We start from the raw sequence: 25713 nt of genomic DNA on the forward strand, positions 1-25713 counted from the left end.
GAGATTTCCATGAGTAATGAACAGAGTGAAGAACAGACCGTAATGGTTATAGATGACAATGGACGAACTCAATTAAGAGTTAAAAGCCGTGTTATCAGTAATGACAAGGTAAAGTCACGCTTTCGCAGACGACCGTCTAAAGCACTTAGTTTTGAGGTTTTTGGCAAAGAGAAGGTCCAAGCATAAAGTGTATTTAAACTAAATAACTCATTAAAACAGGCATCTAGTGGCGTGTTTTAGGGTATTTAATGCTCTTCGTTTAATATGATGAATCTTCTTAAAGAGTTGAGTTGCCATTCAATGTAAGCTTTCTATTGTGAGTTGCGAACGTAGCCCTGTGGTATTAGTAATACACAGCGTTTAGTCACTTGATTGGAAATTGACCTCTAACGTTTTTTTAGTCTTTTTGCTCTTCCCTATACTAATTGTAATGTGAATTGATAGCTTTATATTTCAACACTCTAGCTCGCCTTTGTTCAGAAATTAGCTACGAAGGCCCTTAATTGTGTAGGCTATTATTCTTTCCCATTCTAGCCTTTTTCAGGCTTCTGGATATGCCCACTCCACCAGCACATAAGCTCTCTGCGCCGCTCAACGTAGTCGGCGCGGTTATAGGCCGCCCTTACGGTATTCTTATCTACGTGAGCCAGTGATACTTCAATCAACTCAGCATCAAAGCCTTGTTCGTTTAATGTGGTACTCGCTAACGCACGCAGACCGTGAGCCACTAAGCGGTCTTTGTAGCCCATACGCTTAATTGCCATATTGGCTGTTTCGGTATTTGTATGTCTGCGCGGGTTCCTATCTGCAGGGAATATGTACTCCAAGTCACCGCTGATTTTGCGCATGCGATTAAGCAGCGATATGACTTGCGGTGTAAGAGGGATGATATGCTCACGTTTCATCTTCATCCGTTCTGCAGGGATCACCCATAGCTGTTTATCAAAATCGATTTCAGTCCATTTAGCCATAGCAGCTTCTGCTGGTCGTGTCATGGTGTGTAACTGCAGCTCAATTAAGCAGCGAGTGGTTACCTTGATACTGGCGTAGGAGAGATCCTGCATAAATTCAGGTAGCTCACTAGGCTTGATTGTAGGCATCTGTCTTTTCTTAGGAACCCCAAACGCAGCCGCAATGCCAACAAGCGGGTTGGAGTGAATGACACCTGTATTAACGGCAAAAGTCATCACTTCATTAAGCCAGCTGATCACACGTCTACAGGTTTCTACGTGTCCTTTTGCCTCCAGTGGTTTTAACACTTGAATGACTTGTGGGGCGGTTAAGGCGCTGATTGGCATTTCACCTAGGGCTGGGAATAGATATAGCTCTAGTCTGCGATACAGTTTTCTTGAGTGATTTGTTGATACTTTTTGTTTTTTTATTTCAAACCAGCAATCAGTTGTGGCTTTGAGGGTGTTAGCAGCATCTGTTCTCACAGTTTCTTCTTGCTGCTGAAGGTGATATTGAGGGTCAATATCTTTGGCTAGTAATTCACGTGCAGCATCTCTGCGCTTTCTTGCTTCAGCTAACGGCACATCTGGATAAGTGCCAAGACCAAGGTTAGTACGCTTTTTCGTAACTGGGCGGGTATAGTTGAGCAGCCAAAACTTGGAACCACTGGGTTTGACTCTAAGCATTAAACCACGGCCATCTGCGAGGTTGTACTCTTTGTCTTTAGGCTTAGCGTTCGCAACTTGCGTTGCAGTGAGTTGCTTAGTGGTATTGGCCATGATTGTAACACGATTATGGAAGTTGGCTTCGATGTTACATTGAGTGTTACTTAAAACTCAAGCTGCTATGAAATGGTAATAGACGTTGATGGACGCTAAGTTATTGATTTTAGCGTTTTACAGGCAGAAAAAAAGACGCCCGAAGACGTCTTTGTTCCTGTATTTGGTGGAGGCGGCGGGGCTCGAACCCGCGTCCAAAAAGCCTACATCCAAGGCGCTACATGCTTAGTCTCTCTTTTGGTTAACCTTGTAAGCTCCGAAAGACAGGATATTACAAGGCGAGTTCAGTACTGTTTCGCGGTTCACCCCTGAACGTGGTTCCCTCGCTATCAAATGTAAAGGTGACCATCTATATACTCTGCCCATTTGATAAACGTGAGCTAGATGGCTAGCGAGCCTAAGCTGCTAGAGAGTAGTTATCGTCGTTTGCAACTATAACAGTGCGGCTTTTTACGAGGCCAACCGCCCCTCGGCATGCTCCCAGGGTTTCGAGAATCTTGTCGAATCCAGAATCGCCCCCAAGTACAATGTGATTGTAACGCGACCTTTCTTGTTTTACCAAGCATAAAAACCGCATTTGCAACCGATTGTTCGTTATACGTACGTTATCTAAACCATACTGACGTTGAAATTACTGTTGAACCGCTTTTTTCATGGTACGAGACTTTTCAATCTGCCATTCGCGATCTTTAGTATCTTCACGCTTATCGTGATCTTTCTTACCTTTACCTAGACCAATCTCGATCTTTACCCATGCACCTTTTTGCCAGTACATTGAGATTGGTACGATTGAGTAGCCTTTACGATCAACTAAGCCTTGTAACTTATCTAGCTCTTTTCGTTTGAGCAGTAACTTACGTGAGCGTAGTGGGTCGCACACAACATGTGTTGAGGCGGTATTCAGTGGCGCAATAGTACAACCAAAAAGAAAGGCTTCGCCATCTCTTAGGAATACATAGCTTTCAGACAAGTTGACCTTGCCCATACGAATAGACTTAACTTCCCATCCCATTAGGGATAGGCCAGCTTCCATCTTCTCTTCAAACTTATAGTCGAATGTCGCGCGTTTATTACGTGCGATAGAAGCGGAACTGTTCTTTGAATTTTTTGCGTTTTTCTTAGCCATAGGCAAGCTATTATACGCAGGCATGACGGATTTGGAATTAGCCAAACCGAAATATTCGCTTATTTGTGACTTCCTTGGAGCGTTTGTCTGCTTTTTGAGCACTCAATAACAGCTATGTGCGGCAAAGATGCGTTTTTTTGTGGTCATGTTAAAATCCAACTATTGAATTTATATTTTTGAGTATCAACTTTAAATGCCACAAATTTCCCGCAATGTATTGGTTCGTTTTAGTGCGATGCAGATGTATGACCTTGTCAATGATGTCGAATCTTATAAAGAGTTCTTGCCGGGTTGTGTGGGTGGCAAAGTATTAGAATTTGATGGCGAGACCATGGTGGCTTCCGTTGATGTGGCCAAAGCGGGGATCAGCAAAACATTTACTACCCGTAATAAAGTGGTTGCCGGCAAGAGTATAAAACTGCAGTTAGAAAATGGTCCGTTTAAAGAGTTAGTCGGTGAGTGGACCTTTACTGAGTTAACTGAAGACGCTTGTAAGGTCGACTTTGAGCTTAACTTTGAGTTCTCAAGCCCAATCGCGGACTTGGCTTTTGGTAAAGTATTTAAAGAGTTAATGGCATCGATGGTGACGGCGTTCACCAGCAGAGCAAAGGTGATTTATAAATGAGTACCGAGCAAGGACAGTTCACTGTAGAAATTATCTATGCACTGCCACACCAGCAAAAGTTGATTAAAGTGAATATTGAGCCTGGCACTAACTGTATCGACGCCGTTAAGCAAAGTGATATGCAGCGTTATTTCCCTGAGATTGATCTTGAGACGGTTAAATTAGGTATTTTTAGTCGTTCGGTAAAGCACTCTGAAGTGCTTAAGCCGGGTCAACGGGTTGAGATTTACCGACCATTGATTGCCGATCCTAAAGATGTGCGTCGAAAACGTGCAGAAAAAGCTAAAGATGAAGGGCGAGTCAATAAAATTACTGGCGCTAAACTCTAACTCCTGTCGACCATAGCGATTGATATTTCTGCTTGTGGATGTAATGGCTTAACTAACGCTTATATTGGTCGCGTGAAAGCGAATTGCCGACAGTTTTGGCTAAAAAAATGCGAGCCTCTATTATAGGAGCTCGCATTATTGTTTCTGCACTGTGACTATTGATGGAGACGGAACTAGTCTTTGTCTTCGTCTCTTTCCGATAGTGATTCAGGCTGAGTTTGTTTCTCTTCAACTAAAGGATTAGCTTGAGGACGCTGTTCAGGGATCAAAGGATCGCCTTCAGGCGTATTCAACTCAGGTAACTTACTTTCTTCAAGTGGAGTATTAAATTCTTCACTTAAATCATAATCACCTGTAACCGATACGAGTTTGTCGCCATCAAAGTTGATAATAAGTTCTTTGTGGATGATGCTAGCATCGCGGCCACTCTTGTAGTGATAGACAAAATACCAAGTATCGTCAGAAAAGCTATCACGCAGTACAGGTCGACCTAATACGTATTCAACCTGCTCTTTAGTCATATCGATACGCAGCTTTTCTACCTGCTGCTTTTCCATATAGTTACCTTGTGGGATGTCTGGCTTATAGATTAACCAGTCAAAAACACCACAACCACTAAGTGATAGTGTGAGCGCAGCAGCGCCCAAAAGGGTAATACTTCTTTTTTTAATTGTCATTGAGTGCGCTACTTCATAAAAATCTGTCGGTCATAATACCCAAGCAATCCCCTATCTGACAAGGGCTATTGTCGCAGAGTATGCTCAGGTTGTTGATTTATATTGTTCCTCGGTTTTAACACGGAGGCTACATAAGCTGTTTATATTGAGTCATAAACTGCTAATTAGTTCATTGTTATGAGGCTTTTTCTTGTTCTCAGCTGATAGTTGGCAGGTTTGAATGAGTCCGTATGAAGTCGATTTTTAGTTGATTTTTAATGGTTTATGCATATTTAGGTCGCATTCACCTTAGCTGCTGTAAGCTTTGCTGGGCAGTTAATGCTTGAGGCGCTTATCTACTTTTTTGCTCCGTAGCTTATATGGAGGCTCAGGGTTGTCGGCTTTACTGGCTTAATACCATTTAACAGCTTAATGCCGATAATTTGTCTGCTTATTGATATTTTTTCAAAAAAAATTCATGCAAAACCAATATTTATTGCGATGTTAGTCGCAATACATCCAGAGTTTAGCTTCCTAGGCGATAATTATAGGTAGTTACTTTTACGTAAACGTAAGAATCAAACGGTTGTTTGATTTTAGTTTTGTGAACATGTTACTTAACTAATTGGTAATTAATGATTTATATCACTAACGCTCAAGTTAGTTGTAAACGATAACGACTCATAGGCTGATTATTATTGTCCATTATAGCTGTATTAATTTCATTACAGTAGGTAATTAAATTACGAATTAGAATTCTACACAAGGGTCTTGGTCAATTTGTCTTACAAGATTTTTTACTTGAATATAAATCAGTAGCTTTTTTGGTTTATCTTTTTGTTTTTATGATATTTTGTTGGTTTTCCTTTCTGCGTTCAACTGCTTGTTTATGGATTTTTACTCGTGAAGAACTGATTGCTGAACCGTGTGGCTAGGCTTGCATCGTTTCTGTTTTGTCGTTAGTTTTTTGTTGCAAATAACTACATCTTGCTTAGAACACTGATTAATAGTGAGCTTAGCTTCTATACCAGGATAGGAGTAAAGCGTATAGGGCAAGAAGAGTTGGTTTTAATAATTTGGCTAATAGCAACTACTGGCAATACGGTTTGGAGAATAGGTTTATGACAGATCAAATAACAATGGATAACGGTATTACAGCAGACGAGATTGTTATCAATGCAGATCCTGTCAAAGGACAAGAAACGGTATTAACAGAAGGCGCACTGAGTTTATTAAAAACCTTATGTAAGCACTTCGCTGCTGATGTACCCGCCTTGCTGGCAAACAGAAAGGTTAAACAAGCTTTAATCGATAACGGACAGTTACCTGACTTTCTACCACAAACAAAATCATTGCGTGAGAGTGAATGGAAAGTTAGAGGGATCCCTAACGACCTTCAAGATAGGCGTGTTGAGATCACAGGTCCTGTCGATCGAAAAATGGTGATCAATGCACTCAATGCCAATGCAAAAGTATTTATGGCTGACTTTGAAGATTCTCTAGCACCGAGCTGGGAGAAGTTAGTTGCCGGGCAAATCAATTTACGTGACGCAGTCGCCGGTGATATTAGTTATACCGCTGCAGAAACTGGTAAATCATACACATTAGATGATGATCCCGCGGTGCTTATTTGCCGAGTTCGAGGACTGCATATGCTAGAAAAGCATGTCAGTTTTGCAGAGCAAGCGATCCCTGCCAGCCTATTTGATTTTTGTATCTATTTTTATAATAACTATCGCCAACTATTGAGCAAGGGCAGTGGCCCGTACTTCTATATCCCCAAGCTAGAAAGCCATCTTGAAGCACGATGGTGGGCTAAGGTATTTGCTTTTGTTGAGGAGCGCTTTTGTCTTCAACCAGGCACCATCAAATGTACATGTCTTATTGAGACTTTACCTGCTGTTTTTGAGATGGATGAGATCCTATTTGAACTGCGCTCAAACATCGTTGCGCTGAACTGTGGACGTTGGGATTACATTTTTAGCTATATTAAAACGCTGAATAGCTATAGCGACCGCATATTGCCGGACAGACAGTCAGTCACGATGGATACGCCTTTTCTTAGCGCTTACTCACGTTTGCTGGTTAAAACTTGTCATAAACGTGGCGCGTTAGCGATGGGCGGAATGGCGGCATTCATTCCGTCTAAGGATGCAACTGAAAACCAACAGATTTTAGATAAAGTGCGTCAAGACAAACAGCTTGAAGCGCGCAATGGTCATGATGGAACTTGGGTTGCTCATCCGGGGTTGGCTGATACCGCAATGGAGATCTTCAATGAGTATATTGGTGAAGATCATGTCAACCAGCTGCATATTACTCGTGATGTGGATGCACCCATTCTAGCCCATGAATTGTTGGCTGCTTGCGATGGTGCACGAACTGAAATAGGAATGCGCCGAAATATTCGTATTGCGCTGCAATACACTGAGGCTTGGATCAACGGAAATGGCTGTGTGCCAATCTATGGGCTGATGGAAGATGCGGCTACTGCCGAAATTGCCAGAACCTCTATATGGCAATGGATCAAGCATTCACAGCACTTATCTAACGGTGTGTTAGTGACTAAAGCACTGTTTAAAGAGATGTTAGTACAAGAGCTGGCACAGGTAAAAGAGGAGGTGGGTGCTGAAAGATTTACCCATGGTCGTTTCACCGAAGCCGCAGTTATTCTTGAACAAATTACTACTGCAGATGAGTTGGTGGATTTTATTACTCAGCCTGGTTACGAGCTGCTTGTTAGCTAGCCCAGTATTTGGGCTATAGATGTTCAATCTGAATGAGTTTGTGTTGGTATTAGAGATTTAGTTTGAGTTTTGGCTGCCTTTTGCAGCTTGTGTCCCCCGCGGAGTATTCCTACGTGCTACGCGGGTTTTTAATTAAGTAGCGTTCTTTTAAGTAAAGAGATGGTTACTACGCTTGTGATTGGCGGCTCCTCGGAGTCGCATTTTTTTGCCTAAATTTTACTGAGCCAAAATTATTAATTAGAAAGTTACTAATCTTTCACGCATATTTTCAATGATTGAGAATGTGGCGTAAATAAAAATTCTTCTTTGATGCTGCTGTAAATATATATGACTATTGCCACTGTTTAGCTGCTCCAGCAATGAGTAACTGGTGGTTAACAGGCAACACCCAAAAAATAGCAGTCAAATAGACGACTCAAGGCTCAGTAACCTGCACTTTGGGGTGATTGCGTATACAATTAAGTTTATTATTATTAAAAATAAACGCGTATCACAACCATAATAAAACGCGATATCTTCAAATCAAATTTGATGGTTTATCCTGTCATAAGCAGAGCATTAATTGAAAGCGAACAGCATACAAGAAAGCAAATTGAGAGGGACTGATTATTGGACTCACAGGATCAGTGATCAAGAGATGCCCGCATTATGCTCTACGGTCAGCACATTAGAGAAGTTGGCTAAAGATGATGTCTCCTCCTTAGCAATTTTAGGTCAGAGTGTCATGCATGATAATGCACTCACCTCGCGTATTTTACGGGTCGCTAATAGTGTGACATACAGTAAAGGGATCACTCAGGTGACGACGGTGAGTAAAGCTGCTGTGGTCTTAGGGTTTGATGCCATTAAAAATATTTGTATAACCGCCAAGTTACTCAGCAGCTTGCTAGAGTCGCAGGGGCTTTCAGAAGATGTCTATAAGCGGTTACTGAGCTTGATGGCAAAGTCTTTTCAAGCAGCAATGTTCACTCGAATGCTGATGCATGGGCACGATGAAGAATTACAGGAAGAGGTCTTTATTGCCTCTTTGTTGTATCACTTAGGTGAGAGCGCATTTTGGAGCACTGGATGCGCTGAAACCTTAGTATTAGATAGTAAACTTAATCGGTGTGAATCATCAGCCGAATGCGAGCAAGCGGTAAGAGAGGTGCTTGGCACGAGTTTTAAGCAACTGTCAGCGGGGATCGCACGTAACTGGGGGCTGGGCAGTATATTGATTAAGTCTCTCAGTCAGCCTGATGAAAGAACACCTGAAATTCGTAGTATTTTTCTGGCTAATAAGCTTAGCGATCTATTGTCACAAACGCCGCCGTCAGTGCTTGAGCTATCAAAAAGACTAAAACAAGCCGCGAATATTCTTGATATTGAAGTGGATGAACTTAAAGGACGTATGATCCGTTGTCAAAAGGCTACAGAGTTAATGGCTGACGCATACGGCGCGAAAGTGTTAATTGATTATCTACCTGATGCCAAACACTTGTTGCTTGAACATGATGCACCCGCTCCGCAATCCGTCATTAGAGGATCAGATCCTCTAGAACAACTGAGATGTCTTAGAGCACTGACTCAGTGCGCGTTAAATAAGTCTGATTTTAATCAGGTTTTGTCGCTAGCACTTCAAGGTGTGTTGCAAGGCGTTGGAGTCGATCGTTGTGCAGTTCTGCTTTTAACACCCAATAGGAAAGTCCTACGGCCGCGTATCGTGTTAGGCGATGGTGCGATTGATATGAAAAATAATTTCTCCATTGAACTTGGCGGTACAAAAAACTTGTTCCAAGAGTCAATTCAAATAAAAAGCGCACTGTTTGTCGATAACCCACATTCAGCTAAGTGGCGACTTTACATGGATGATGCGCTGCGAAGCTTAGTCTCACCAACAGGGTTTATGGTGGCGCCTTTGATAATGGATCATACAGTGATCGGAGTGCTTTATGCCGATAGAGACAGTTCAGGGCGGCGCTTAAACGAAGAGGACTTTTTAAGTTTTAGCCATTTTGCAGAACTTTCAAATGTTTGTTTTTCTACCAGTATGAAATAACCTTGGGAGTCAGTTGAGCGCCTTATCTTGGTATAATACCAATCAGTATAAAGATTTGGTCGCTCAGCGAGAGTTTAGCGGTTTTGAGGCAAGGTCATTAAATGCTCCTGCATTAATGACATTCACCACATCCATGTGGTTTACAGTGAGTGAAGTACATAGTTAAACTAGGTTCAAGCTCATTAACGCAGCATCAGAGCCGCTAAAACTCGCCAGTAAGGAGTGTTTTTGGCTTCCTACTTCGGTGTTGGATAAAGGCAAAAGGGAACAACCATTCTGTCAATTATCCGTCTTGAATTAGTTCGCCAAAAAACACTCTGAGTAGACCAACTACTTATACCGATTGGTATAAAACGCTCATTTAGCCTTATTTGGATTGGGCGGCTATCTGTTTGGTGATCTCTTTAGCTATCTGATTGGGAATAGGAAAGCTCAAATGATACTGAGCTATCTTCCATCCTTCAGCGGTGTTGATCAAGGTTCCTGTACCTCGACTCACGCCATAAGACTCACTATGTAAAATCTCATCAAACCAGATGACGTCGCCATGCTGCGTCATCTTTCTGCTGGTGAGATCATAGCGCCAGCCCTTTGTTGGACGAGCGTATTGTTCAAACTGGGCTTTATCCCAATGCTCACTGACGTCAGTGCCGATAAATATGCCGTTATCAGCGTACAAAGAAAAGTAGTTATCCCAATCAGCATTGGCCGAATAGGTATTAAGGTTATCGAGTAAGGTCGCAGCTTGCTGCTTAGCGTTACTTTGTTCAGTAACATGGGCGTTAACCCCGACACTGCAAAATAACAATAGCGTTGAGATCAGCGCGAACGTTGTGGATTTTAATATACTTACTCTTTGCATAAGGCTCTCTTTTTATTATTTATTAGCTTAATCATTTAATGAGCAAGGCTAGCATTATTTCTGCTTTCAATGCCAGTTAACGGGATCGAGTTGGTAGAATGAACTCACCTCATGGTACAGGGCTGGGTGCTTGGCAATGAATTCATGTGGCTGCTCAAAAAACACCTCACTTATCACAGCAAAGAACTCAGCAGGGTTAGTCGCGCCATAGTAACTAAATAGTGAATACTGTTGATGTTGGCTGGCCTCTACCAGTTGTTGGTACTCCTGCATCATTACATTTGACCAAGATGCATAGTCTTTACTGTGACCGAGTATAGGCGCGCCATTAGCATTACCGTCTTCTTGATCAAGCTGATGAGCAAATTCGTGAATAACAACATTACTGCCGTCATCGGGAATTGCTGCTCCCTCCTTAGTCGTTTGCCACGACAAGATGACTTTTCCATGCTGCCACGACTCGCCTGATAACACTCGGCGCCGCTCAGAGACCAGTCCATTACTGTCGCGCTGCTCGTTGCTAACAATAAATACTGATGGATAGACCAGGATCTCTTTTAAATGAGGGTAGAAATCGGTTTTTCGATTTAGCAGCAACAGACAGGCTTGGGCGGCAACGGTGACACGAATTTCATCGTTAATCACGAGGCCATCGCAACCAACAAACTGCTTTTCAGCAATAAACACTTGTATATGCTTCTTAAGTTGCAGTTGTAAGTCGGCAGGTAAGGAGCGAAAAAACGGGATCCGTTTCTTTAAAATTGCCCGCCAAGCGTTTGGAAAAGGTTGCTGAGAGAGCTTCTTTCTGCGCAGGCTAGCACGCCAATTACGGCTAGCTATCCAGAAAATAGCGCTACCACTAATGAGTATTATCAGTATGATCGCGAGCATCAGGTTCCTTTTACCAAACAAAGCAATCACTCTGTTTGTATTTTAAATGGGCGATGTTAATGATATGTGGACTGGTTTGCTGAATTTCAATAGCGGCTTGATATTAGGAGGATTTAGGGGCTTGCAAAGGGCTTGTAGCGTGAAAAAAGGGCTGGCAGATTAAATTAAGAACTATGGTTAAAACGTTTGGTAAGACTTTTCCATATTCTGCCAGCTAAGTTGGGAGGGCTACTCAACAATAATTCGTTTCTCTATCTCTCTTCGTTCTTGTGGTGTCATACTAAAATAGTGTTCAATTAAAAAGCGTATCAACTTTGATTTGGCAACATCGCCGTCATCAGCCAAAGCTGCTAAGTGAGCTATCGCCGATTCGCTAAGGGTGAAAGTGGCTTTTCTAAACGGCGCGTCTCCTTTGATGACTTTCTTAATACCCTGCTGAAGTAAAACGTCTTCAGATCTCGAATGTGAAGTCGGTACGCTTTGGTTCAATGAACCTGTAGCTAATAGGTTTTTATTAGCATTTAACTCAATAATCTTGTTTGTTATTGGTGAACGTTGCTCCTCTCCGATAGCATAGCGACTGGCATCATTAATGAAATCATCAATTAAATCATCTAATGCCAGCTGAGTTGTCTGAATCTGTTGATGAGTCGATTTAGACGGCGTAGAGTTTTTCTTGAGATCGGTCAGACCCATATTCACCTCTCATCTTCTTCATCTTTTTTTCTGCAATACGGTTGCGGATCTCCGTAGCGTTCGCGACTTGCAGCATTTCTGTGGCGATGCCTCGGATCTCGTTGGCTGCTTTACCTTTTGGCTCAATCTCTAGCACTGATAGGCCTGACTCTTCGCTATCATCATAGATGTTGCGACTATAGGTAATAGCATCGAGTACATTGATGTCATAGGTTTTACAGACCTCTTTCGCTTCGAAAATACGATTTGCCTGATTAGGTAAACTAGGACACTGGGTGATAACAAAGGTGGCGCGCATTTTTGGGTTTATCATCATGCACGTTGCAACGATGTCATCCATGTGGCTCACCGTTTTTAGATCGCGTCGTTTAGGTCTAAGCGGCATTAATACATGTGAGGCTACTGACATGGTTGCGCGAAGTGCCAGGTTATCTTGGCCACCACAATCGACAATGACATAGTCGTAATGCTGTTCAAGGCTTAACAGGTCGTTGCGTATTTTTCCGTATAACTGCACACAATTAATGCTGGGTAAGTCAGCATTGTTATTCCTGGCATGGATCCAGTCTGACGTAGTACGTTGAGGATCGCAGTCAACCATAATTACAGAAGCTTGGCATTCTGCCGTTAAAAATACGGCAATGTTTTGCGCTAAACAGCTTTTACCACTGCCGCCTTTTTCACCACCTACTAATATAATCATGCTTTGTCCTCGAGTACGCGTTTATTTATCTGGTTGTGTCTAACTGATTACATTGAGCTGTTGGGTGCGTACTAGTTTTATTAGGGACGTTTCTATTGACTTCATGTGCCTAATACAACAGCTGTGTTAGTAATTTAGGCAGGGATGACTTCTAGGTCAACTGTATGATTTTTGACGTTTTTGTTTCAATTGACTGCTGAACTATTTTTGACGCAAACAGTATGTTTGATGGTTTTTTGACGCCTTGAACTTTTAAACCCTAGCGTAAACTGGTTTGTTAAATTTATTAGGTACTTAGGTTGGTAATGTATCTTTAATTTATCTTAAATTAGGCCACGATTACCATCGCGTATGGTTAATTATTTATCACTCTTTAGTTTGATATTCCTTAAAGGGATTAAGCGTGTTTTTTTATGCGAATTAAGTATATGGATTTATAGGCTCCTAAACAGTTGAAACGATGATGTTTGTGATAAATGCATTCGCTCATTTTGTGCGTAGCCGCTTTTTTATGCACTGGCTCGTTAAAAGATAGCGCTCTCGCAGGCTAATTCTGTTTTCTCTGACTTCACAGAGGAGTTATCATTTGTGTCCAGCGTTACATACTCTAGCGCTTTTGAGTCAGCGACAGAGTCGGTGACTTTATTGGGCTAAATTATTTGCGCCAATGGAGTCATGCCCATGTTAGGCTTTGCCGATAGAGCCGTTAACGTAATGAGTATGGATATAACACTGTGGACGAGAAGTTATTACAAGAAGCAATAAGTCAGAAGATGCCATTTGGAAAGTATGCAGGTCGCTATCTACTCGAACTACCCGAACCCTATTTAGTGTGGTTTCATTCAAAAGGATTCCCTGAAGGTAAGCTTGGTCAACAGCTAGCCTTAATGTATGAAGTGAAGCTCAATGGCCTTGAAGGGATGCTGCAACCGCTCCTTGATAAAGTAAAGCAGGCTAGATCTCGATAATTAGTCATGGCTTATTAGAAAGTTCCTTGCTAGGGCAAAATTACCTTTGGAATGAGAGTTGGATCTAATAGTTGATGATTTGATTATGATTAGTGACGAGTATTAGAGATTTATGCTTTATTGCGTGCTTTAATATATCTGAATTAAAATATTTGATTGATAACTTTTAAAGGAAATTTCCGATGATAGCTAAACTAGTTAAATTGGCTGCTGCAGCAACACTGGCTCTTGGTATGTCTAGCGCTTGGGCTCAAGGTGTTATGCATGAAGGTACTGTCATGGATACTATGAATGGCGGCGGTTATACCTACGTACAAATTAAAGAAGCAGACAAAACATTCTGGGCTGCCGGACCACAAGTAGAAGTAAAGAAAGGTGACACAGTAGTCGTTCAAGAGCAGATGTGGATGAATGATTTTGCCAGCAAAACATTAAACCGCACTTTTGACGAATTATTGTTTGTTGGTCGTATCGATAAAAAGTAAAACTGACGTTGGTTGCCATAAGCGCAATCAATATCATGCTTTAAAGAAAACGGCGTAGACTCAGTTTACGCCGTTTTCTTTTGCCACCATTTAGCGCAGAATAACGCTATTGTTTCGCTTTGTTAGTCACCATGCTCAAAATAATCCCCTACCACAAACATTATGCCGCTCAAGTGAGTCAGCTTTTCCATCTGGCTATTAATGCTATTGATGAGGATGTTTATCCCAAAATAGAGCAACAAGCTTGGTCATACTCACCACGTTCAAGCTATCACTGGCATAAAAGGCTTACTCGGTCTAAAACATGGTTGATGATCGACAGTGCCCAACATCTGGACGGCGTGCCTTTATGCTGTGGGGTGATAAACCTTGAGACGCATTACCATAGCCGTGGTTATATCGACAGCCTCTATGTTCACCCTAACTTTCAACATCAAGGAATTGCGGCTGCGCTACTGACGGAGCTTGAAGTATGGGCTATTGCAGCTAACATCGAAACTTTATCTGTTGATGCTTCAAAGTTATCTAAACCACTTTTTCTGGCCCATGGTTTTAAACAGCTACATCGAAGTTACCAGGATAAACGGGGCCAAATCATAATGGGCTTTCTCATGAGCAAGCCATTAATCGCATCAGAGGATAACTAACGTGAGCAAAGAGTGCCGAGTTCGATTATTTACTAAAGATGACGTTGGGCAATTGGCCGAAGTGTTTCACTTGAGTATTACTCAAGCTGCTGCAACTCATTATAGTGAAGAGGAGAGAGCCGTTTGGTCTCCAGCGCTTCGCTCTGATGATGAATGGCGATTACGGTTAGCGCCAACCGTCACTTGGGTTGCTGAACAAAGGGGCGGGATTAGTGGGTTTATCAATCTAAAACCAACAATAGAAACGTTTGGTAGTGAAGGGAAGTCTTTGTTATCGGCAGAGGTAGATTGTCTTTTCACTCACCCAGACTTTGTAGGACAAGGCGTAGCATCAAAGCTTTATCAATGCCTGGAAGACTATGCACTATCGCAGCAAATTTCAGAGTTAACGGTTGAAGCATCTTATTTGGCTAAGCCTTTTTTCGAGAAACAGGGCTATCGGCTGCTATCTAAAAATGAACACTCGCGCGAAGATCAAGTGCTGGTTAATTTTAGTATGCGTAAAAAGCTAGAGTTATGACTAATACTTAAAAGCCCCCGAGTGAATAGGAGGCTTTTGTCATTGAGTCGATTGTATTACAGTCATCGCTAGTGGTGTTTGCTTAGCTTCTATGGCTGGTGTAATGCACCTCAGGCTCTAGTATGTCATTTAGTGTATCAGTGCGGCTCATAAAGCGAATGAAGGCCTCTGGTAGTGTTAACTCATCGACACTATGCTGCCAATTGGATTGCAATATAGGGCTGTAACCTTCTTTTCCTGATGCGGTATAAGCCGAAGACACGCCGATATAGTGTTGCATAGGGTCGATATCAAACCATAGCGGTTGACCATTGGCTGGGCGCATGATCTCAAGCTTGACTATCCGTTGCCCCAAAGCTTGTCTCCCATCATAGAAATACTTAAGCCCATAGGTGTAAGGGAAACTGCCCGCGCCGGTGCCAATCACACTGTTATTGGTTGCTGCATTGATAGCTGATTCAAGCATCTGGAACAGATACAGTCCTTGAATCTGGTAGGTCACTAATGGCAGCTCAAACGGTAAGATACGGCCAATCACTTCTGCTAGACTTAATTGCCCTTTATTGAGTGATTGTCTTACGCCGCCAGCATTGTGCAGCGCAAAGTCAACCTGCATACCGATCGCCTTTGTCTCATGGTACATACTGCGGCTGACCCATGGTGCGATCTCACTGCCGTGTGGCAGTGCTTTACTTGGCAGACGAGTATGTTCAAAGTTTTTAGGTACAAAACTTAAAATCTGATTATCCAACGCGTCTAAGCTTGGGCGGTACTTTTGTAAAATAGTTTGCTGGACAAGGCTGTCTTCACCATCCCAAAAGATAGCGGGGTTTGCATCGAGCTTAGCGCGGATCGCCAGGTAGTTTTCAGCGCAGACTTCACCGTCACCAGCTTGCAAAATGAATTGCTGATCGAGCATGAAGAAGTTGCCACCGTTGATCTCGGTCACCAAGCCTGTTTCATTAAAGCTAATGTTGCAAATACCGATGGTTTCAGCGTATTTCCCAGCATGTAAAATAGGGGTGTTGTTGATGTTTTCTGCATAGGGAATATTGCTTAAACCAAGTTCACGAAAATCGCCTTGTAGGGTATGGGAGTGACCGCCAACAATTAAGCTTATGCCATCGACTTTTTCTGCAAGCACGCGGTCTTGATCGAGCCCAAGGTGGCTTAACACTATGATGTGGTAAATGCCTTTTGCGTGCAGCTTTGCAATTGTGCGCCGTGTGGTTTCGATAGCATTAATAAAATGTGTATCTTCATCTGGGCGGGCAATTTCTTTCATCTGATCAAGCGTGATACCGATAATAGCAACTTGCTTATCATGCAGTGGCTTTAATATGTACTTGGCGGTTTGACTGCTCGTGTCGTAGTCGTAAAGGTTGTGGTGACCACTGAGCTTGGCGGCTTTTTGCTGATTTTCTTGACTCAAATCCATATTGCCAGCAAGCAGAGGAAATTGAATGTCATTCAGGAAATCTAAAACAGGACCATTGCCAGCATCAATCTCATGATTACCCAGTACCATAGCGTCTGGTTTTAAGAGATTGAGTAGGTCTGAATTAGCCTTACCTTTAAATTCATTGAAATAAAGGGTGCCTTGGAAGCTATCGCCGCCATGCAAGAATAGAAAAGATTGTTGATTAGCTTTGGCTGACAACTTTGCCTGAGACAGCTGATAACCGATACGCGCGTAACCGCCACTATGAGTATATAGCGTCAGTTCTTGTTGTTGCTCGGTGATCGTAAACTGCAGTCGATTAGCGTCGAAATGAGAATGTGTGTCGTTGATGTGGGCAAGCTTTAATGTATAAGTAGACGTCATTTCAATCCTCAGAACCAAACAAGAATTATAGCATTTTTACGTTGTGGGGTGAAATATTGATTTTCGGAGCTAAAAAAGGGAGCAAAGCTCCCTTAATGTATATTGAGCGATAACTAGCTCTTTTCGGGCTTATCATCAAACTCGCCATCATCAGAAAGCACAATACCTTTATGCTGCATTCTGCGACTCCACAATTTACGCGCTAATTGCTGCATATCTGTGACAGGGTCATTTGAATCGACAATTTCAAGTCCCAATAGTGACTCGACGATATCTTCTAAGGTGACAATACCTTCACCGGAGCCATATTCATCAACAACCATCGCAATTTTGGTATTACGCTTAATCATCAATTCAAACAGGGGGAGTATCTTTGCGGTCTCTGGAATAACCAGTAGGTTTTTCTTAAGGACTGCGATGGACTCTTTGGGGGTTTTACGCTCAGCCAATAGCACATCGTTACGGTTCACGTAACCGATGATATTATCAGGCTCACCTTGATACACCGGGATACGGGTAAATGGTTTGGCCATAAATTGAGCGGCAAAATCACCTTGGGTTAAGGTGGTCTGTAGCTTAAACATCACCGTTCTTGGTGTCATAATGGCAGTAACAGGCATCTCTTTAACTGACAACATTTGTGTCAGAATTTTTGACTCCTGCTCATCAAGCTCGCCGGATTCACGACCAATCTTAGCCATCGCACTCATCTCTTGACGAATGTACTGACCTTCATCGCCTTTACCCATTAACTGTGTAACCTGTTTAGACATCCAGATCAATGGCTTGGTGACGCGCTCCATCCACACTAATGCAATAGAGACGACCGGTGCGAGTGAACGCCAGTAGTTTGCACCCAGTGTTTTAGGAATAATCTCTGAGAAAAACAGAATAAGGAAAGTAAGGACACCTGAAAATACGCCTAGCATCTCATCACCAAATACTTTTGCTGCTTGTGCACCAGCAACCGCAGCGCCAACTGTGTGGGCAATGGTATTTAAAGTCAGGATAGAAACAAGCGGTGATTCGACATTTTCTTTTTGTTTATTCAACCTATCGGCAGCAGCTGGATTAGTCCCGGCAAGCGTGGCGATATAACTGGGTGTGACCGACAGCAGAACTGCTTCAAATACACTACAAAGAAAAGAGATAGCAATGGCGACAAATACTATAATGATAAGAGTTATCATAAAGGTGAAATTACACCTCCATATTACAGACCAACATTAGTCTGAGCGGATTCTAGCACAGGTTTAATTCGCAGCAATTGCTATTAGTGCCGAATTTTGTATTTTTATCTGTCTTGTCAGGCTATTTACAGGTGATAAGGCGGTTCTGCACTGCATTTACTATAGAGCCGTTACAATTAATGTAATAAATATCAGCATCATCGAATAAGCCGAGCAAGGTTGCTAGCCTTATTTTACAAGGATCTGTATAATTCGCCGCCCACATGCAGGTTTTAGGTTTTGAGGTTACACACAATGAGTGAAAAGAAGATCAATTTATTGGATCTTGATCGTAAGTCGATGAGAGCGTTATTCGCCGATATGGGTGAAAAGCCGTTCCGTGCCGATCAATTGATGAAATGGCTTTATCACTTTGGGGTGAGTGACTTCGAACAGATGACCAACATCAACAAAGCATTACGAGCGAAACTTGCGCGTAAATGTGAAATTGTTGCACCAGCAATTGCCAGTTACCAAAAGTCTGCTGATGGCACGATTAAGTTTGCTATTGATGTGGGTAATGGCCAAGAAGTTGAAACGGTATATATCCCTGAAGATGACCGTGCGACATTATGTGTTTCATCTCAAGTGGGTTGTGCGTTGGAATGTACTTTCTGTTCAACTGGAGCACAAGGCTTTAACCGCAACCTGAGCGTATCTGAAATAGTAGGTCAAATTTGGCGTGTGGCTGACTTTATTGGCTTTGTAAAAGATACGGGCGAGCGACCAATCACTAACGTCGTGATGATGGGAATGGGTGAGCCACTATTAAACCTTAAGAACGTTATTCCAGCGATGGATATCATGCTGGATGATTTCGGTTTTAGCCTATCAAAGCGCCGTGTCACTGTGTCAACTTCGGGCGTTGTGCCAGCATTAGACATTTTAGGTGATGCGCTTGATGTTGCTTTAGCGGTCAGTATTCATGCGCCAAATGATGAACTGCGTGATGTGCTAGTTCCAGTTAATAAAAAGTACCCGCTAGAGGATTTCCTTGCAGGAATTCGTCGCTATATTGCCAAATCTAATGCTAACCGTGGCCGTGTGACTGTTGAGTATGTGATGCTAGATCATATCAACGACAGCACAGATCAAGCCCATGAATTAGCTAAGCTGATGAAAGACACGCCTTGCAAAGTGAATTTAATTCCGTTTAACCCGTATCCTGGTTCACCTTACGGTCGCTCTTCTAATTCACGAATCGATCGTTTTTCTAAAGTACTGATGGAGTACGGCTTAACGGTTATTGTGCGTAAGACTCGTGGTGATGATATCGATGCTGCTTGTGGTCAACTTGCTGGCGATATTCGCGACAGAACCAAGCGTTTGGCGAAAAAACAAATGCAACAGAACCAAATTTCGGTCACAATGGATTAACTCTTTGTATCTATTGGTAGATAGGCTTAACGATGAATCATAGAAAGGTGAGCTTGCCCTTGCTTATTTTGTTGTCAACGACAGCGCTTTCGGGCTGCGTGACACAAAATACTTATACGGGTACAGATACACCTGTCTCTGAGCGCAAAGTTGATAAAGTTGCAGCGGCTCGCCAGCGGGTGCAGTTAGGCTTAACCTATCTACAAAAAGGCAACAGTGAGCAAGCAAAGTCTAACTTAGACAGAGCCTTAGCATTTGCACCTGAACTTGAAGATGTGCATTTAGCCTTTGCTTATTATTACAGTTCCGTAGGCGAGTTAGAAAAGACTGAACAGGCTTATCGCAACGCCACTCGCCTTCGAGATGCTAGCGGTGATGCCTTTAATAATTTCGGTACGTTTTTGTGTCAGCAAGGTAAGTATGCTGAGTCTGAGGAGATGTTTCTTAAAGCAGTTGAACGTCCTCTTTACACTCAATCCGCTTCCACTTATGAAAACTTGGGAATTTGTAGCCGAAAAGCAGGTCAAATAGAAAAAGCGCAGCAATATTTTTCGACGGCGCTTAAGTACGATCCTAGAAGACGCACGTCGCTTATCGAGTTAACTGAAATGGAACTCGAAGCTGGACGATTCGGAGAAGCAAAAATTCGCTTATCAAACTACCACAAGGTAGCGGTTGAATCTCCAATTAGTCTAGCGCTAGGAATTGAAATTGAACAAGGCTTGAACGACCAAGAAGCAGTTAGGAAATATGGTATTTTACTATTAGCGAAATTTCCCTCTTCGGCTCAAGCCAAGCAATATCGGGCTAATATGCATTAATGAAAAATGAACAGAATGATCTGCCCAACATAGACACTGAAAGCCTAGTGGATGAGCCAACGCTCACACTGGGCGTTTTGCTAAAAAAAGCACGCGAAAACAAAGGGGCTTCGGTAGAGGATATTGCGGCGCAATTGCATTTACGCCCGACTATCATCAAAGAGATAGAAGCCGACAATCTACTAGAAATTGGCGCGGTGACTTATGTTAGGGGCTATGTAAAGAACTATGCGCGGGCGGTGCAAGCTGACCCGTTCGAAGTACAAACTTGCCTAGACAAGCAACTGCTTAATGATGCGCAGCCGTCTATGCAAAGCTTCTCGCGTAAAACGACCCATCAGGCACGTGACGGTCGGTTAATGGCGTTAACCTACGTCATCGTATTTATCCTATTGGCGTTAATGGTGCTGTGGTGGTTCCAAAAGTCATCAATGGAAACCACCGTCGATTATTCTCAGCCGACAGTTGAGGAAATGGCCGCATCTGCAGAAGAAGCGATGTATGACGAGTCGCTGATAAATAGTGAAGCAGCTCTCTCAGCGCAATCAAATAACATTCCCCTTGATGAGCGGATTGTCGAGACCATTGGCGACAATGTTGCTGACAACAATGTAGCGGACAACAATAGTGCTGAGCAGTACATTGCATCAAACCAAGATGTCACCTCAGTAGGCTCTGTCACTGAACCGGCAGTCACTAAGCCGCAAGTTGCCGAAGCTAGCTCGCAAGTATCTGCAGCGCAACTGCTCGCTTCAATGGTTGATAGCCAAGACACTGATACCAGTGATACCGTGACTTCAGCGTTAATGCTAACGCTTAGCGGTGACTGCTGGATTAAGGTTACTGATGCTAACGGTAATACGCTTATCGATGGCTTAAAGAAATCGGGTCGCGATATTAATGTGACAGGCGCAGAGCCTTTTGCGGTGATATTAGGCGCACCACAAGTTGTGAATATCCAGCTGAATGGAACTCAAGTCAGTTTGGATCAGTATCCCAGCGGTAAAGTGGCACGTTTTAGCTTACCACTTGCGGGACAATAACGAATGACAGAGCACAAAGACGATGTATAACGAATCTCCAATTATTAGACGCAAATCCAGCCGCATTTATGTGGGCGATGTTCCAATTGGTGACGGCGCACCTATTGCTGTGCAGTCAATGACCAACACTCGCACAACGGATGTTGCTGCAACAGTTGCGCAAATTAAAGCACTAGAAAACGTGGGCGCCGATATCGTCCGTGTGTCCGTGCCAACCATGGATGCCGCAGAAGCGTTTAAACTGATTAAGCAACAGACTAATGTGCCGTTAGTAGCGGATATTCATTTTGATTACCGTATCGCCCTAAAAGTGGCTGAGTACGGTGTTGATTGCTTGCGGATCAACCCAGGTAACATCGGTAATGAAGAGCGTATTCGCAGTGTTGTTGAGTGTGCTCGCGATAAAAATATTCCTATCCGTATTGGTGTTAATGGTGGTTCATTAGAAAAAGAGCTAATGGACAAGTACAAAGAGCCAACGCCAGAAGCATTACTTGAATCTGCAATGCGTCATGTGGATATTCTTGACCGTCTTAATTTCGACCAGTTTAAGGTCAGCGTTAAAGCTTCTGATGTTTTTTTAGCCGTAGAGTCGTACCGTTTGCTGGCTAAGCAAATCGTACAACCACTTCATTTAGGCATTACGGAAGCGGGTGGTGCGCGTGCTGGCTCGGTTAAGTCTGCTGTTGGCTTGGGCATGTTACTCGCGGATGGTATTGGTGACACGCTACGTATTTCACTGGCCGCCGATCCGGTTGAAGAGATTAAAGTTGGTTTTGATATTCTTAAGTCATTGCGGATCCGCTCTCGCGGCATTAACTTTATTGCTTGTCCATCATGCTCACGACAAGAGTTTGATGTAATCTCTACCGTTAATGAGTTAGAACAGCGCTTAGAAGACGTGGTAACGCCAATGGATGTATCAATCATTGGCTGTGTGGTAAATGGCCCAGGTGAGGCGCTTATCTCAGATATTGGCCTCACAGGTGGTAACCGCATGAGTGGTTACTATAAAGATGGTGTGCGCCAGAAAGAGCGTTTTGACAATAACAATATTGTTGATCAGCTCGAAGCTAAAATTCGCGCCAAAGTGGCGATGAGCGAAAGCCGGATTCCAGCGCAAGATGTAACTAAGTAACCCGTTTTACGTTTAGTATTGAAACGCCTATAATGCAGGGCGTTTTTTATTTTTAAATAGCAAATTTGGCGAGTCGAATAGTGGCAAAACAGATCCAAGCGATCCGCGGAATGAATGACATTCTGCCGACCCAAAGTCCTATATGGCAAAAACTTGAAACCGTTCTTAGAGAAACAGTGAGTGCATACGGTTATAGTGAAATTCGTACACCTATCGTAGAAAGTACCGATCTTTTCAAGCGTTCAATCGGCGAAGTGACTGATATCGTTGAAAAAGAGATGTACACCTTCGATGACCGAAACGGTGATAGTTTAACACTTCGCCCTGAAGGTACCGCATCAACTGTACGTGCTGGTAATGAACACGGTTTACTGTATAACCAAGAGCAACGTCTTTGGTATATGGGCCCTATGTTCCGTCACGAACGTCCGCAGAAAGGTCGTTACCGTCAATTCCATCAGTTTGGTGTTGAAGTTTACGGGATCCCAAGTGCCGATATCGATGCAGAAGTCTTAATGCTATCTGCCATGCTTTGGGAAAAGCTGGGCATCACTGAGCACGTCACATTAGAGCTAAACACCTTAGGTGATAGTGAAGAGCGTGCGGCGTACCGAGATGCTCTTATTGCCTTTTTAGAGCAACATAAAGACGTACTTGATGAAGATAGTCAGCGCCGCATGTACAGCAATCCGCTTAGAGTTTTAGACTCTAAAAATGCTGCTGTGCAGGCATTGCTAGCTGATGCGCCAGCCTTGATGGATTACTTAGGCGAAGAGACTCGCTCACATTTTTCACATTTATGTGAACTCTTAGAGGCTGTTGGCATCCAATACACAATCAATCCTCGTCTAGTGCGCGGCTTAGATTATTATAACCGCACGGTATTTGAGTGGGTGACATCAAGTCTTGGTTCACAAGGCACGGTATTAGCTGGCGGTCGTTATGACGGTCTAGTTGGTCAACTTGGTGGTAAATCAACACCCGCTGTAGGCTTCGCGATGGGGCTTGAGCGTATCGTGTTATTGCTACAAACGCTTGAACTTGATAAAGATATCAAACCCGCGGTAGATGTTTATGTTACTGCAATGGGTGATAGCTGCCGTGTTGAAGCGATAAAGGTTGCACAAGATTTAAGAGCAAGCTTGCCGAATCTAAAGGTGATGAGCCATTGCGGTGGCGGTAACTTTAAGAAACAGATGAAGCGAGCAGATAAGAGCGGTGCTGCTGTGGCGCTTGTTATTGGTGAAGATGAACTTGCCAATAATCAAGTTGCAGTTAAGTACCTTCGTGAAGATAAAGCACAAGAATTAGTTGCCCGAGATGCGTTGGCGACTTATATTGCAGAACTGGTTTAAAAGGGGAAGTACACGTGGAAGTCTATAGCACAGAAGAGCAACAAGTAGATGCTATCAAACAGTTCTGGAAAGATTACGGTTCCTCAGTTGTCATAGGTGCTGTTGTCGGTTTAGGTGGATTATTCGGTTGGAACTATTATTCTGACCATCAGCTGGCTCAAGCGGAAGCGGCTTCAGAGTCTTTTCAAGCACTCAGCAACCAAAATACAGCTGACGCTGCAATGCTTAGCGCTGCAGAAACTTTTGCCAAAGAACATGGTCAGCAAGGCTATCAGTCATTGCTAGAGCTTATGGTGGCTAAGTCTGCTGTTGAAACTGGCGACTTAGAGAAAGCAGAAGCAACGCTTAAAAACGTGATTGCGGTTAATGCCGATAGTAGTATCGTGCTAGTTGCCACAATGCGTTTAGCTCGCGTGCAAGCTGAGCAAGGTCAATTTGCCACAGCGATTACTACGCTTGAGCAAATCAAAGATGTTGCTTCAGCAGCGCAAAGAGATGAATTAAAAGGTGACTTCTTGGTGCGCCAAGGTGAAACCGACAAGGCAAGGCTTGCTTATCAAGCTGCAGTAGAAAATGGTGGCACTATGAGTAGTCCAACATTACAAATGAAGCTTGATAATTTGAACAAGGCATAAGGAATCTGCCCATGAAGTCTTGGTGCAAAACACTGCTCGCATGTGGATTGAGCATAGGTTTGCTGTCTGCGTGTTCATCGAACGATGTAGAAGAAGAGCCAATTACGCCACTTGCTGAGATTGAGGCAAGCGTATTTCCAGAAGTAAACTGGAGCGCCAATGTCGGTGATGGTGTCGGTGACTACTATTCTCGTCTACGCCCAGCAGCTCGTTACGATAAGCTTTTTGTGGCTGACCGTTACGGTAAAGTCTTAGCTTTTGACGAAGCGACTGGCGAAAAAGCATGGGAAAAAGATTTTAGCTCAATCTTTAGAGATAATATTTTAGCTAAAAACAAAGGCGCACGTTTAGCGGGCGGTGTAACTGCTGCACGTAACAAGGTATTTGTGGGCGGTGAGAGCGGTCTGGTCGCAGCATTCGATGCTGAAACCGGTGACAATCTTTGGCATGTGATTGCTGGCGGTGAAGTGCTATCTGCACCGACGGTTGGTGAAGACATTGTCGTGGTTAATACTGGCGCGGGCACGCTTGAAGCTTTTAACGTTGATGATGGCGAAAAGCGTTGGACCTATGAAAACCAACTGCCAACATTAACATTGCGTGGTACAGGGTCTGCAGCTTATGACGCCGGTGGCTTTTTCGTTGGTACTGCCGATGGTAAAATTGCGGTAGTAATTAAAAACAACGGTCAGGCAGCTTGGGAGCAAGCGATTTACACACCCGCGGGTGGTAATGAGTTCTCGCGCATGGCTGATGTTGACATGAAGCCACTGCTAGTCGGTGAAAACCTCTATGCAGTTAGCTACAACGGTAACTTAGTCTCAATGGAGATGCGTACCGGTCGCGTTGTTTGGACACGTAAATATTCAAGCTTCCATGAGTTAGCCTATTCAGGTGCAAGTCTGTTTGTTGTTGATGACCATAGCCGTATTTATTCTGTTGATAGACGAAATGGTCTAGAGTTATGGAATAATTCAGAGCTTGCTAACCGAGGTTTAACCGCAGCTGTTTCGTTTAAAGACTATGTTGTTGTGGGCGATTTTGAAGGTTACCTGCACTTTTTGAACAAGTCCGACGGCCAAATAGTAGGTCGTGTTGAAGTAGATAGTTCTGGTTTATACAGTCAGCCACTGGTTGTTAAAGACAACTTGTATGTGCAGACCCGTGGTGGAAAAGTGGTTCGAGTTACACTTCCGTAAGCCTAGTTGTGAAAGATGATAAGGCCCCTGGATGTGTATTCCGGGGGCTTTTTAGTTAATAGAAAATG

Annotated in this window: 25 protein-coding genes and 1 other RNA gene; 16 read left to right on the forward strand and 10 right to left on the reverse strand. The window is 43.2% G+C overall.

Going from position 1 to position 25713, the window contains the following annotated elements:
* The first annotated feature begins 9 nt into the window (after nucleotides 1-9).
* The gene (locus tag L2730_RS07915; protein WP_248974095.1) at nucleotides 10-186 is read left to right on the forward strand and encodes a hypothetical protein; all 177 of its coding nucleotides are present in this window, start codon (nucleotides 10-12) and stop codon (nucleotides 184-186) included.
* Nucleotides 187-530: 344 nt separating this feature from the next.
* Here L2730_RS07915 and L2730_RS07920 read toward each other — a convergent pair whose 3' ends face one another.
* The 3 genes from L2730_RS07920 to smpB all read right to left on the reverse strand — a co-directional run bounded on the left by L2730_RS07920 (nucleotide 531) and on the right by smpB (nucleotide 2856).
* Nucleotides 531-1730 carry an integrase domain-containing protein gene (locus L2730_RS07920; protein ID WP_248974096.1) on the reverse strand — a complete coding sequence of 400 codons (1200 nt, stop codon included), beginning with the start codon at nucleotides 1728-1730 and terminating at the stop codon, nucleotides 531-533.
* 164 nt (nucleotides 1731-1894) lie between these two features.
* Nucleotides 1895-2250, reverse strand: a transfer-messenger RNA (tmRNA) gene (gene ssrA / locus L2730_RS07925).
* Nucleotides 2251-2361: 111 nt separating this feature from the next.
* The gene (gene smpB, locus L2730_RS07930) at nucleotides 2362-2856 is read right to left on the reverse strand and encodes an SsrA-binding protein SmpB (RefSeq protein ID WP_044556307.1); all 495 of its coding nucleotides are present in this window, start codon (nucleotides 2854-2856) and stop codon (nucleotides 2362-2364) included.
* A gap of 193 nt (nucleotides 2857-3049) precedes the next feature.
* On the opposite strand from smpB, the gene L2730_RS07935 reads away from it, so the two are divergent.
* Both L2730_RS07935 and L2730_RS07940 read left to right on the forward strand, forming a co-directional pair.
* Nucleotides 3050-3481, forward strand: coding sequence for an SRPBCC family protein (locus L2730_RS07935; protein ID WP_020911594.1), 432 nt, complete (start codon nucleotides 3050-3052; stop codon nucleotides 3479-3481).
* The gene (locus tag L2730_RS07940) at nucleotides 3478-3810 is read left to right on the forward strand and encodes an RnfH family protein (protein WP_020911595.1); all 333 of its coding nucleotides are present in this window, start codon (nucleotides 3478-3480) and stop codon (nucleotides 3808-3810) included. Before L2730_RS07935 ends, L2730_RS07940 begins: the two co-directional genes overlap by 4 nt.
* A gap of 173 nt (nucleotides 3811-3983) precedes the next feature.
* Here the strand turns inward: L2730_RS07940 and L2730_RS07945 are convergent, their stop codons facing one another.
* Entirely contained in the window at nucleotides 3984-4487 is a 504-nt protein-coding gene (locus L2730_RS07945; RefSeq protein WP_248974097.1) for an outer membrane protein assembly factor BamE, read from the reverse strand.
* A 1118-nt stretch (nucleotides 4488-5605) separates the two neighbouring features.
* Here L2730_RS07945 and aceB point away from each other — a divergent pair.
* Both aceB and L2730_RS07955 read left to right on the forward strand, forming a co-directional pair.
* On the forward strand, nucleotides 5606-7213 hold the full coding sequence (gene aceB, locus L2730_RS07950; RefSeq protein WP_248974211.1) for a malate synthase A: 1608 nt from the start codon (nucleotides 5606-5608) through the stop codon (nucleotides 7211-7213).
* 637 nt (nucleotides 7214-7850) lie between these two features.
* Entirely contained in the window at nucleotides 7851-9251 is a 1401-nt protein-coding gene (locus tag L2730_RS07955) for an HDOD domain-containing protein (RefSeq protein ID WP_248974098.1), read from the forward strand.
* A 367-nt stretch (nucleotides 9252-9618) separates the two neighbouring features.
* Here L2730_RS07955 and L2730_RS07960 read toward each other — a convergent pair whose 3' ends face one another.
* The 4 genes from L2730_RS07960 to L2730_RS07975 all read right to left on the reverse strand — a co-directional run bounded on the left by L2730_RS07960 (nucleotide 9619) and on the right by L2730_RS07975 (nucleotide 12403).
* Nucleotides 9619-10113, reverse strand: a complete 495-nt coding sequence (locus tag L2730_RS07960; RefSeq protein WP_248974099.1) for a nuclear transport factor 2 family protein — start codon at nucleotides 10111-10113, stop codon at nucleotides 9619-9621.
* Between the two features lie 66 nt (nucleotides 10114-10179).
* On the reverse strand, nucleotides 10180-11004 hold the full coding sequence (locus L2730_RS07965; RefSeq protein ID WP_248974100.1) for a M90 family metallopeptidase: 825 nt from the start codon (nucleotides 11002-11004) through the stop codon (nucleotides 10180-10182).
* A 228-nt stretch (nucleotides 11005-11232) separates the two neighbouring features.
* Nucleotides 11233-11700 (reverse strand): CopG family transcriptional regulator, encoded by a 468-nt coding sequence (locus tag L2730_RS07970; RefSeq protein WP_248974101.1) that lies wholly within the window; start codon nucleotides 11698-11700, stop codon nucleotides 11233-11235.
* Nucleotides 11660-12403: an AAA family ATPase gene (locus L2730_RS07975; protein ID WP_248974102.1), complete on the reverse strand. Its 744-nt coding sequence runs from the start codon at nucleotides 12401-12403 to the stop codon at nucleotides 11660-11662. Before L2730_RS07975 ends, L2730_RS07970 begins: the two co-directional genes overlap by 41 nt.
* Before the next feature lie 734 nt (nucleotides 12404-13137).
* Here L2730_RS07975 and L2730_RS07980 point away from each other — a divergent pair.
* The 4 genes from L2730_RS07980 (at nucleotide 13138) to L2730_RS07995 (ending at nucleotide 15023) form a co-directional block, all read left to right on the forward strand.
* Entirely contained in the window at nucleotides 13138-13371 is a 234-nt protein-coding gene (locus L2730_RS07980) for a DUF3820 family protein (protein ID WP_220740006.1), read from the forward strand.
* A gap of 182 nt (nucleotides 13372-13553) precedes the next feature.
* The gene (locus L2730_RS07985; protein ID WP_020911606.1) at nucleotides 13554-13856 is read left to right on the forward strand and encodes a hypothetical protein; all 303 of its coding nucleotides are present in this window, start codon (nucleotides 13554-13556) and stop codon (nucleotides 13854-13856) included.
* Nucleotides 13857-13987: 131 nt separating this feature from the next.
* Nucleotides 13988-14503, forward strand: coding sequence for a GNAT family N-acetyltransferase (locus L2730_RS07990; RefSeq protein ID WP_248974103.1), 516 nt, complete (start codon nucleotides 13988-13990; stop codon nucleotides 14501-14503).
* A 1-nt stretch (nucleotide 14504) separates the two neighbouring features.
* Nucleotides 14505-15023 (forward strand): GNAT family N-acetyltransferase, encoded by a 519-nt coding sequence (locus L2730_RS07995; protein ID WP_248974104.1) that lies wholly within the window; start codon nucleotides 14505-14507, stop codon nucleotides 15021-15023.
* Between the two features lie 82 nt (nucleotides 15024-15105).
* Here L2730_RS07995 and L2730_RS08000 read toward each other — a convergent pair whose 3' ends face one another.
* Nucleotides 15106-16848 (reverse strand): bifunctional metallophosphatase/5'-nucleotidase, encoded by a 1743-nt coding sequence (locus L2730_RS08000; RefSeq protein WP_248974105.1) that lies wholly within the window; start codon nucleotides 16846-16848, stop codon nucleotides 15106-15108.
* A 113-nt stretch (nucleotides 16849-16961) separates the two neighbouring features.
* Complete coding sequence (locus L2730_RS08005; protein ID WP_248974106.1) at nucleotides 16962-18038, reverse strand: CNNM domain-containing protein; 1077 nt, start codon at nucleotides 18036-18038, stop codon at nucleotides 16962-16964.
* Between the two features lie 294 nt (nucleotides 18039-18332).
* Here L2730_RS08005 and rlmN point away from each other — a divergent pair, with 294 nt between their 5' ends.
* The 7 genes from rlmN (at nucleotide 18333) to bamB (ending at nucleotide 25645) form a co-directional block, all read left to right on the forward strand.
* Complete coding sequence (gene rlmN, locus L2730_RS08010; protein WP_248974107.1) at nucleotides 18333-19454, forward strand: dual-specificity RNA methyltransferase RlmN; 1122 nt, start codon at nucleotides 18333-18335, stop codon at nucleotides 19452-19454.
* A 32-nt stretch (nucleotides 19455-19486) separates the two neighbouring features.
* Nucleotides 19487-20275 carry a type IV pilus biogenesis/stability protein PilW gene (gene pilW / locus L2730_RS08015; RefSeq protein ID WP_248974108.1) on the forward strand — a complete coding sequence of 263 codons (789 nt, stop codon included), beginning with the start codon at nucleotides 19487-19489 and terminating at the stop codon, nucleotides 20273-20275.
* Entirely contained in the window at nucleotides 20275-21318 is a 1044-nt protein-coding gene (locus L2730_RS08020) for a RodZ domain-containing protein (RefSeq protein ID WP_248974109.1), read from the forward strand. The genes pilW and L2730_RS08020 overlap by 1 nt, the downstream gene beginning before the upstream one ends.
* 22 nt (nucleotides 21319-21340) lie before the next feature.
* Nucleotides 21341-22456, forward strand: a complete 1116-nt coding sequence (ispG, locus tag L2730_RS08025) for a flavodoxin-dependent (E)-4-hydroxy-3-methylbut-2-enyl-diphosphate synthase (protein ID WP_020911615.1) — start codon at nucleotides 21341-21343, stop codon at nucleotides 22454-22456.
* Nucleotides 22457-22536: 80 nt separating this feature from the next.
* Complete coding sequence (gene hisS / locus L2730_RS08030) at nucleotides 22537-23811, forward strand: histidine--tRNA ligase (RefSeq protein ID WP_020911616.1); 1275 nt, start codon at nucleotides 22537-22539, stop codon at nucleotides 23809-23811.
* Between the two features lie 14 nt (nucleotides 23812-23825).
* A complete protein-coding gene (locus L2730_RS08035; protein ID WP_248974110.1) occupies nucleotides 23826-24446 on the forward strand; it encodes a YfgM family protein in 621 nt (206 codons plus the stop codon).
* Between the two features lie 11 nt (nucleotides 24447-24457).
* Nucleotides 24458-25645, forward strand: a complete 1188-nt coding sequence (gene bamB, locus L2730_RS08040; protein ID WP_248974111.1) for an outer membrane protein assembly factor BamB — start codon at nucleotides 24458-24460, stop codon at nucleotides 25643-25645.
* Nucleotides 25646-25713 lie beyond the last annotated feature (68 nt).

This window comes from Shewanella kaireitica (assembly GCF_023284045.1).
Classification (GTDB): domain Bacteria; phylum Pseudomonadota; class Gammaproteobacteria; order Enterobacterales; family Shewanellaceae; genus Shewanella; species Shewanella kaireitica.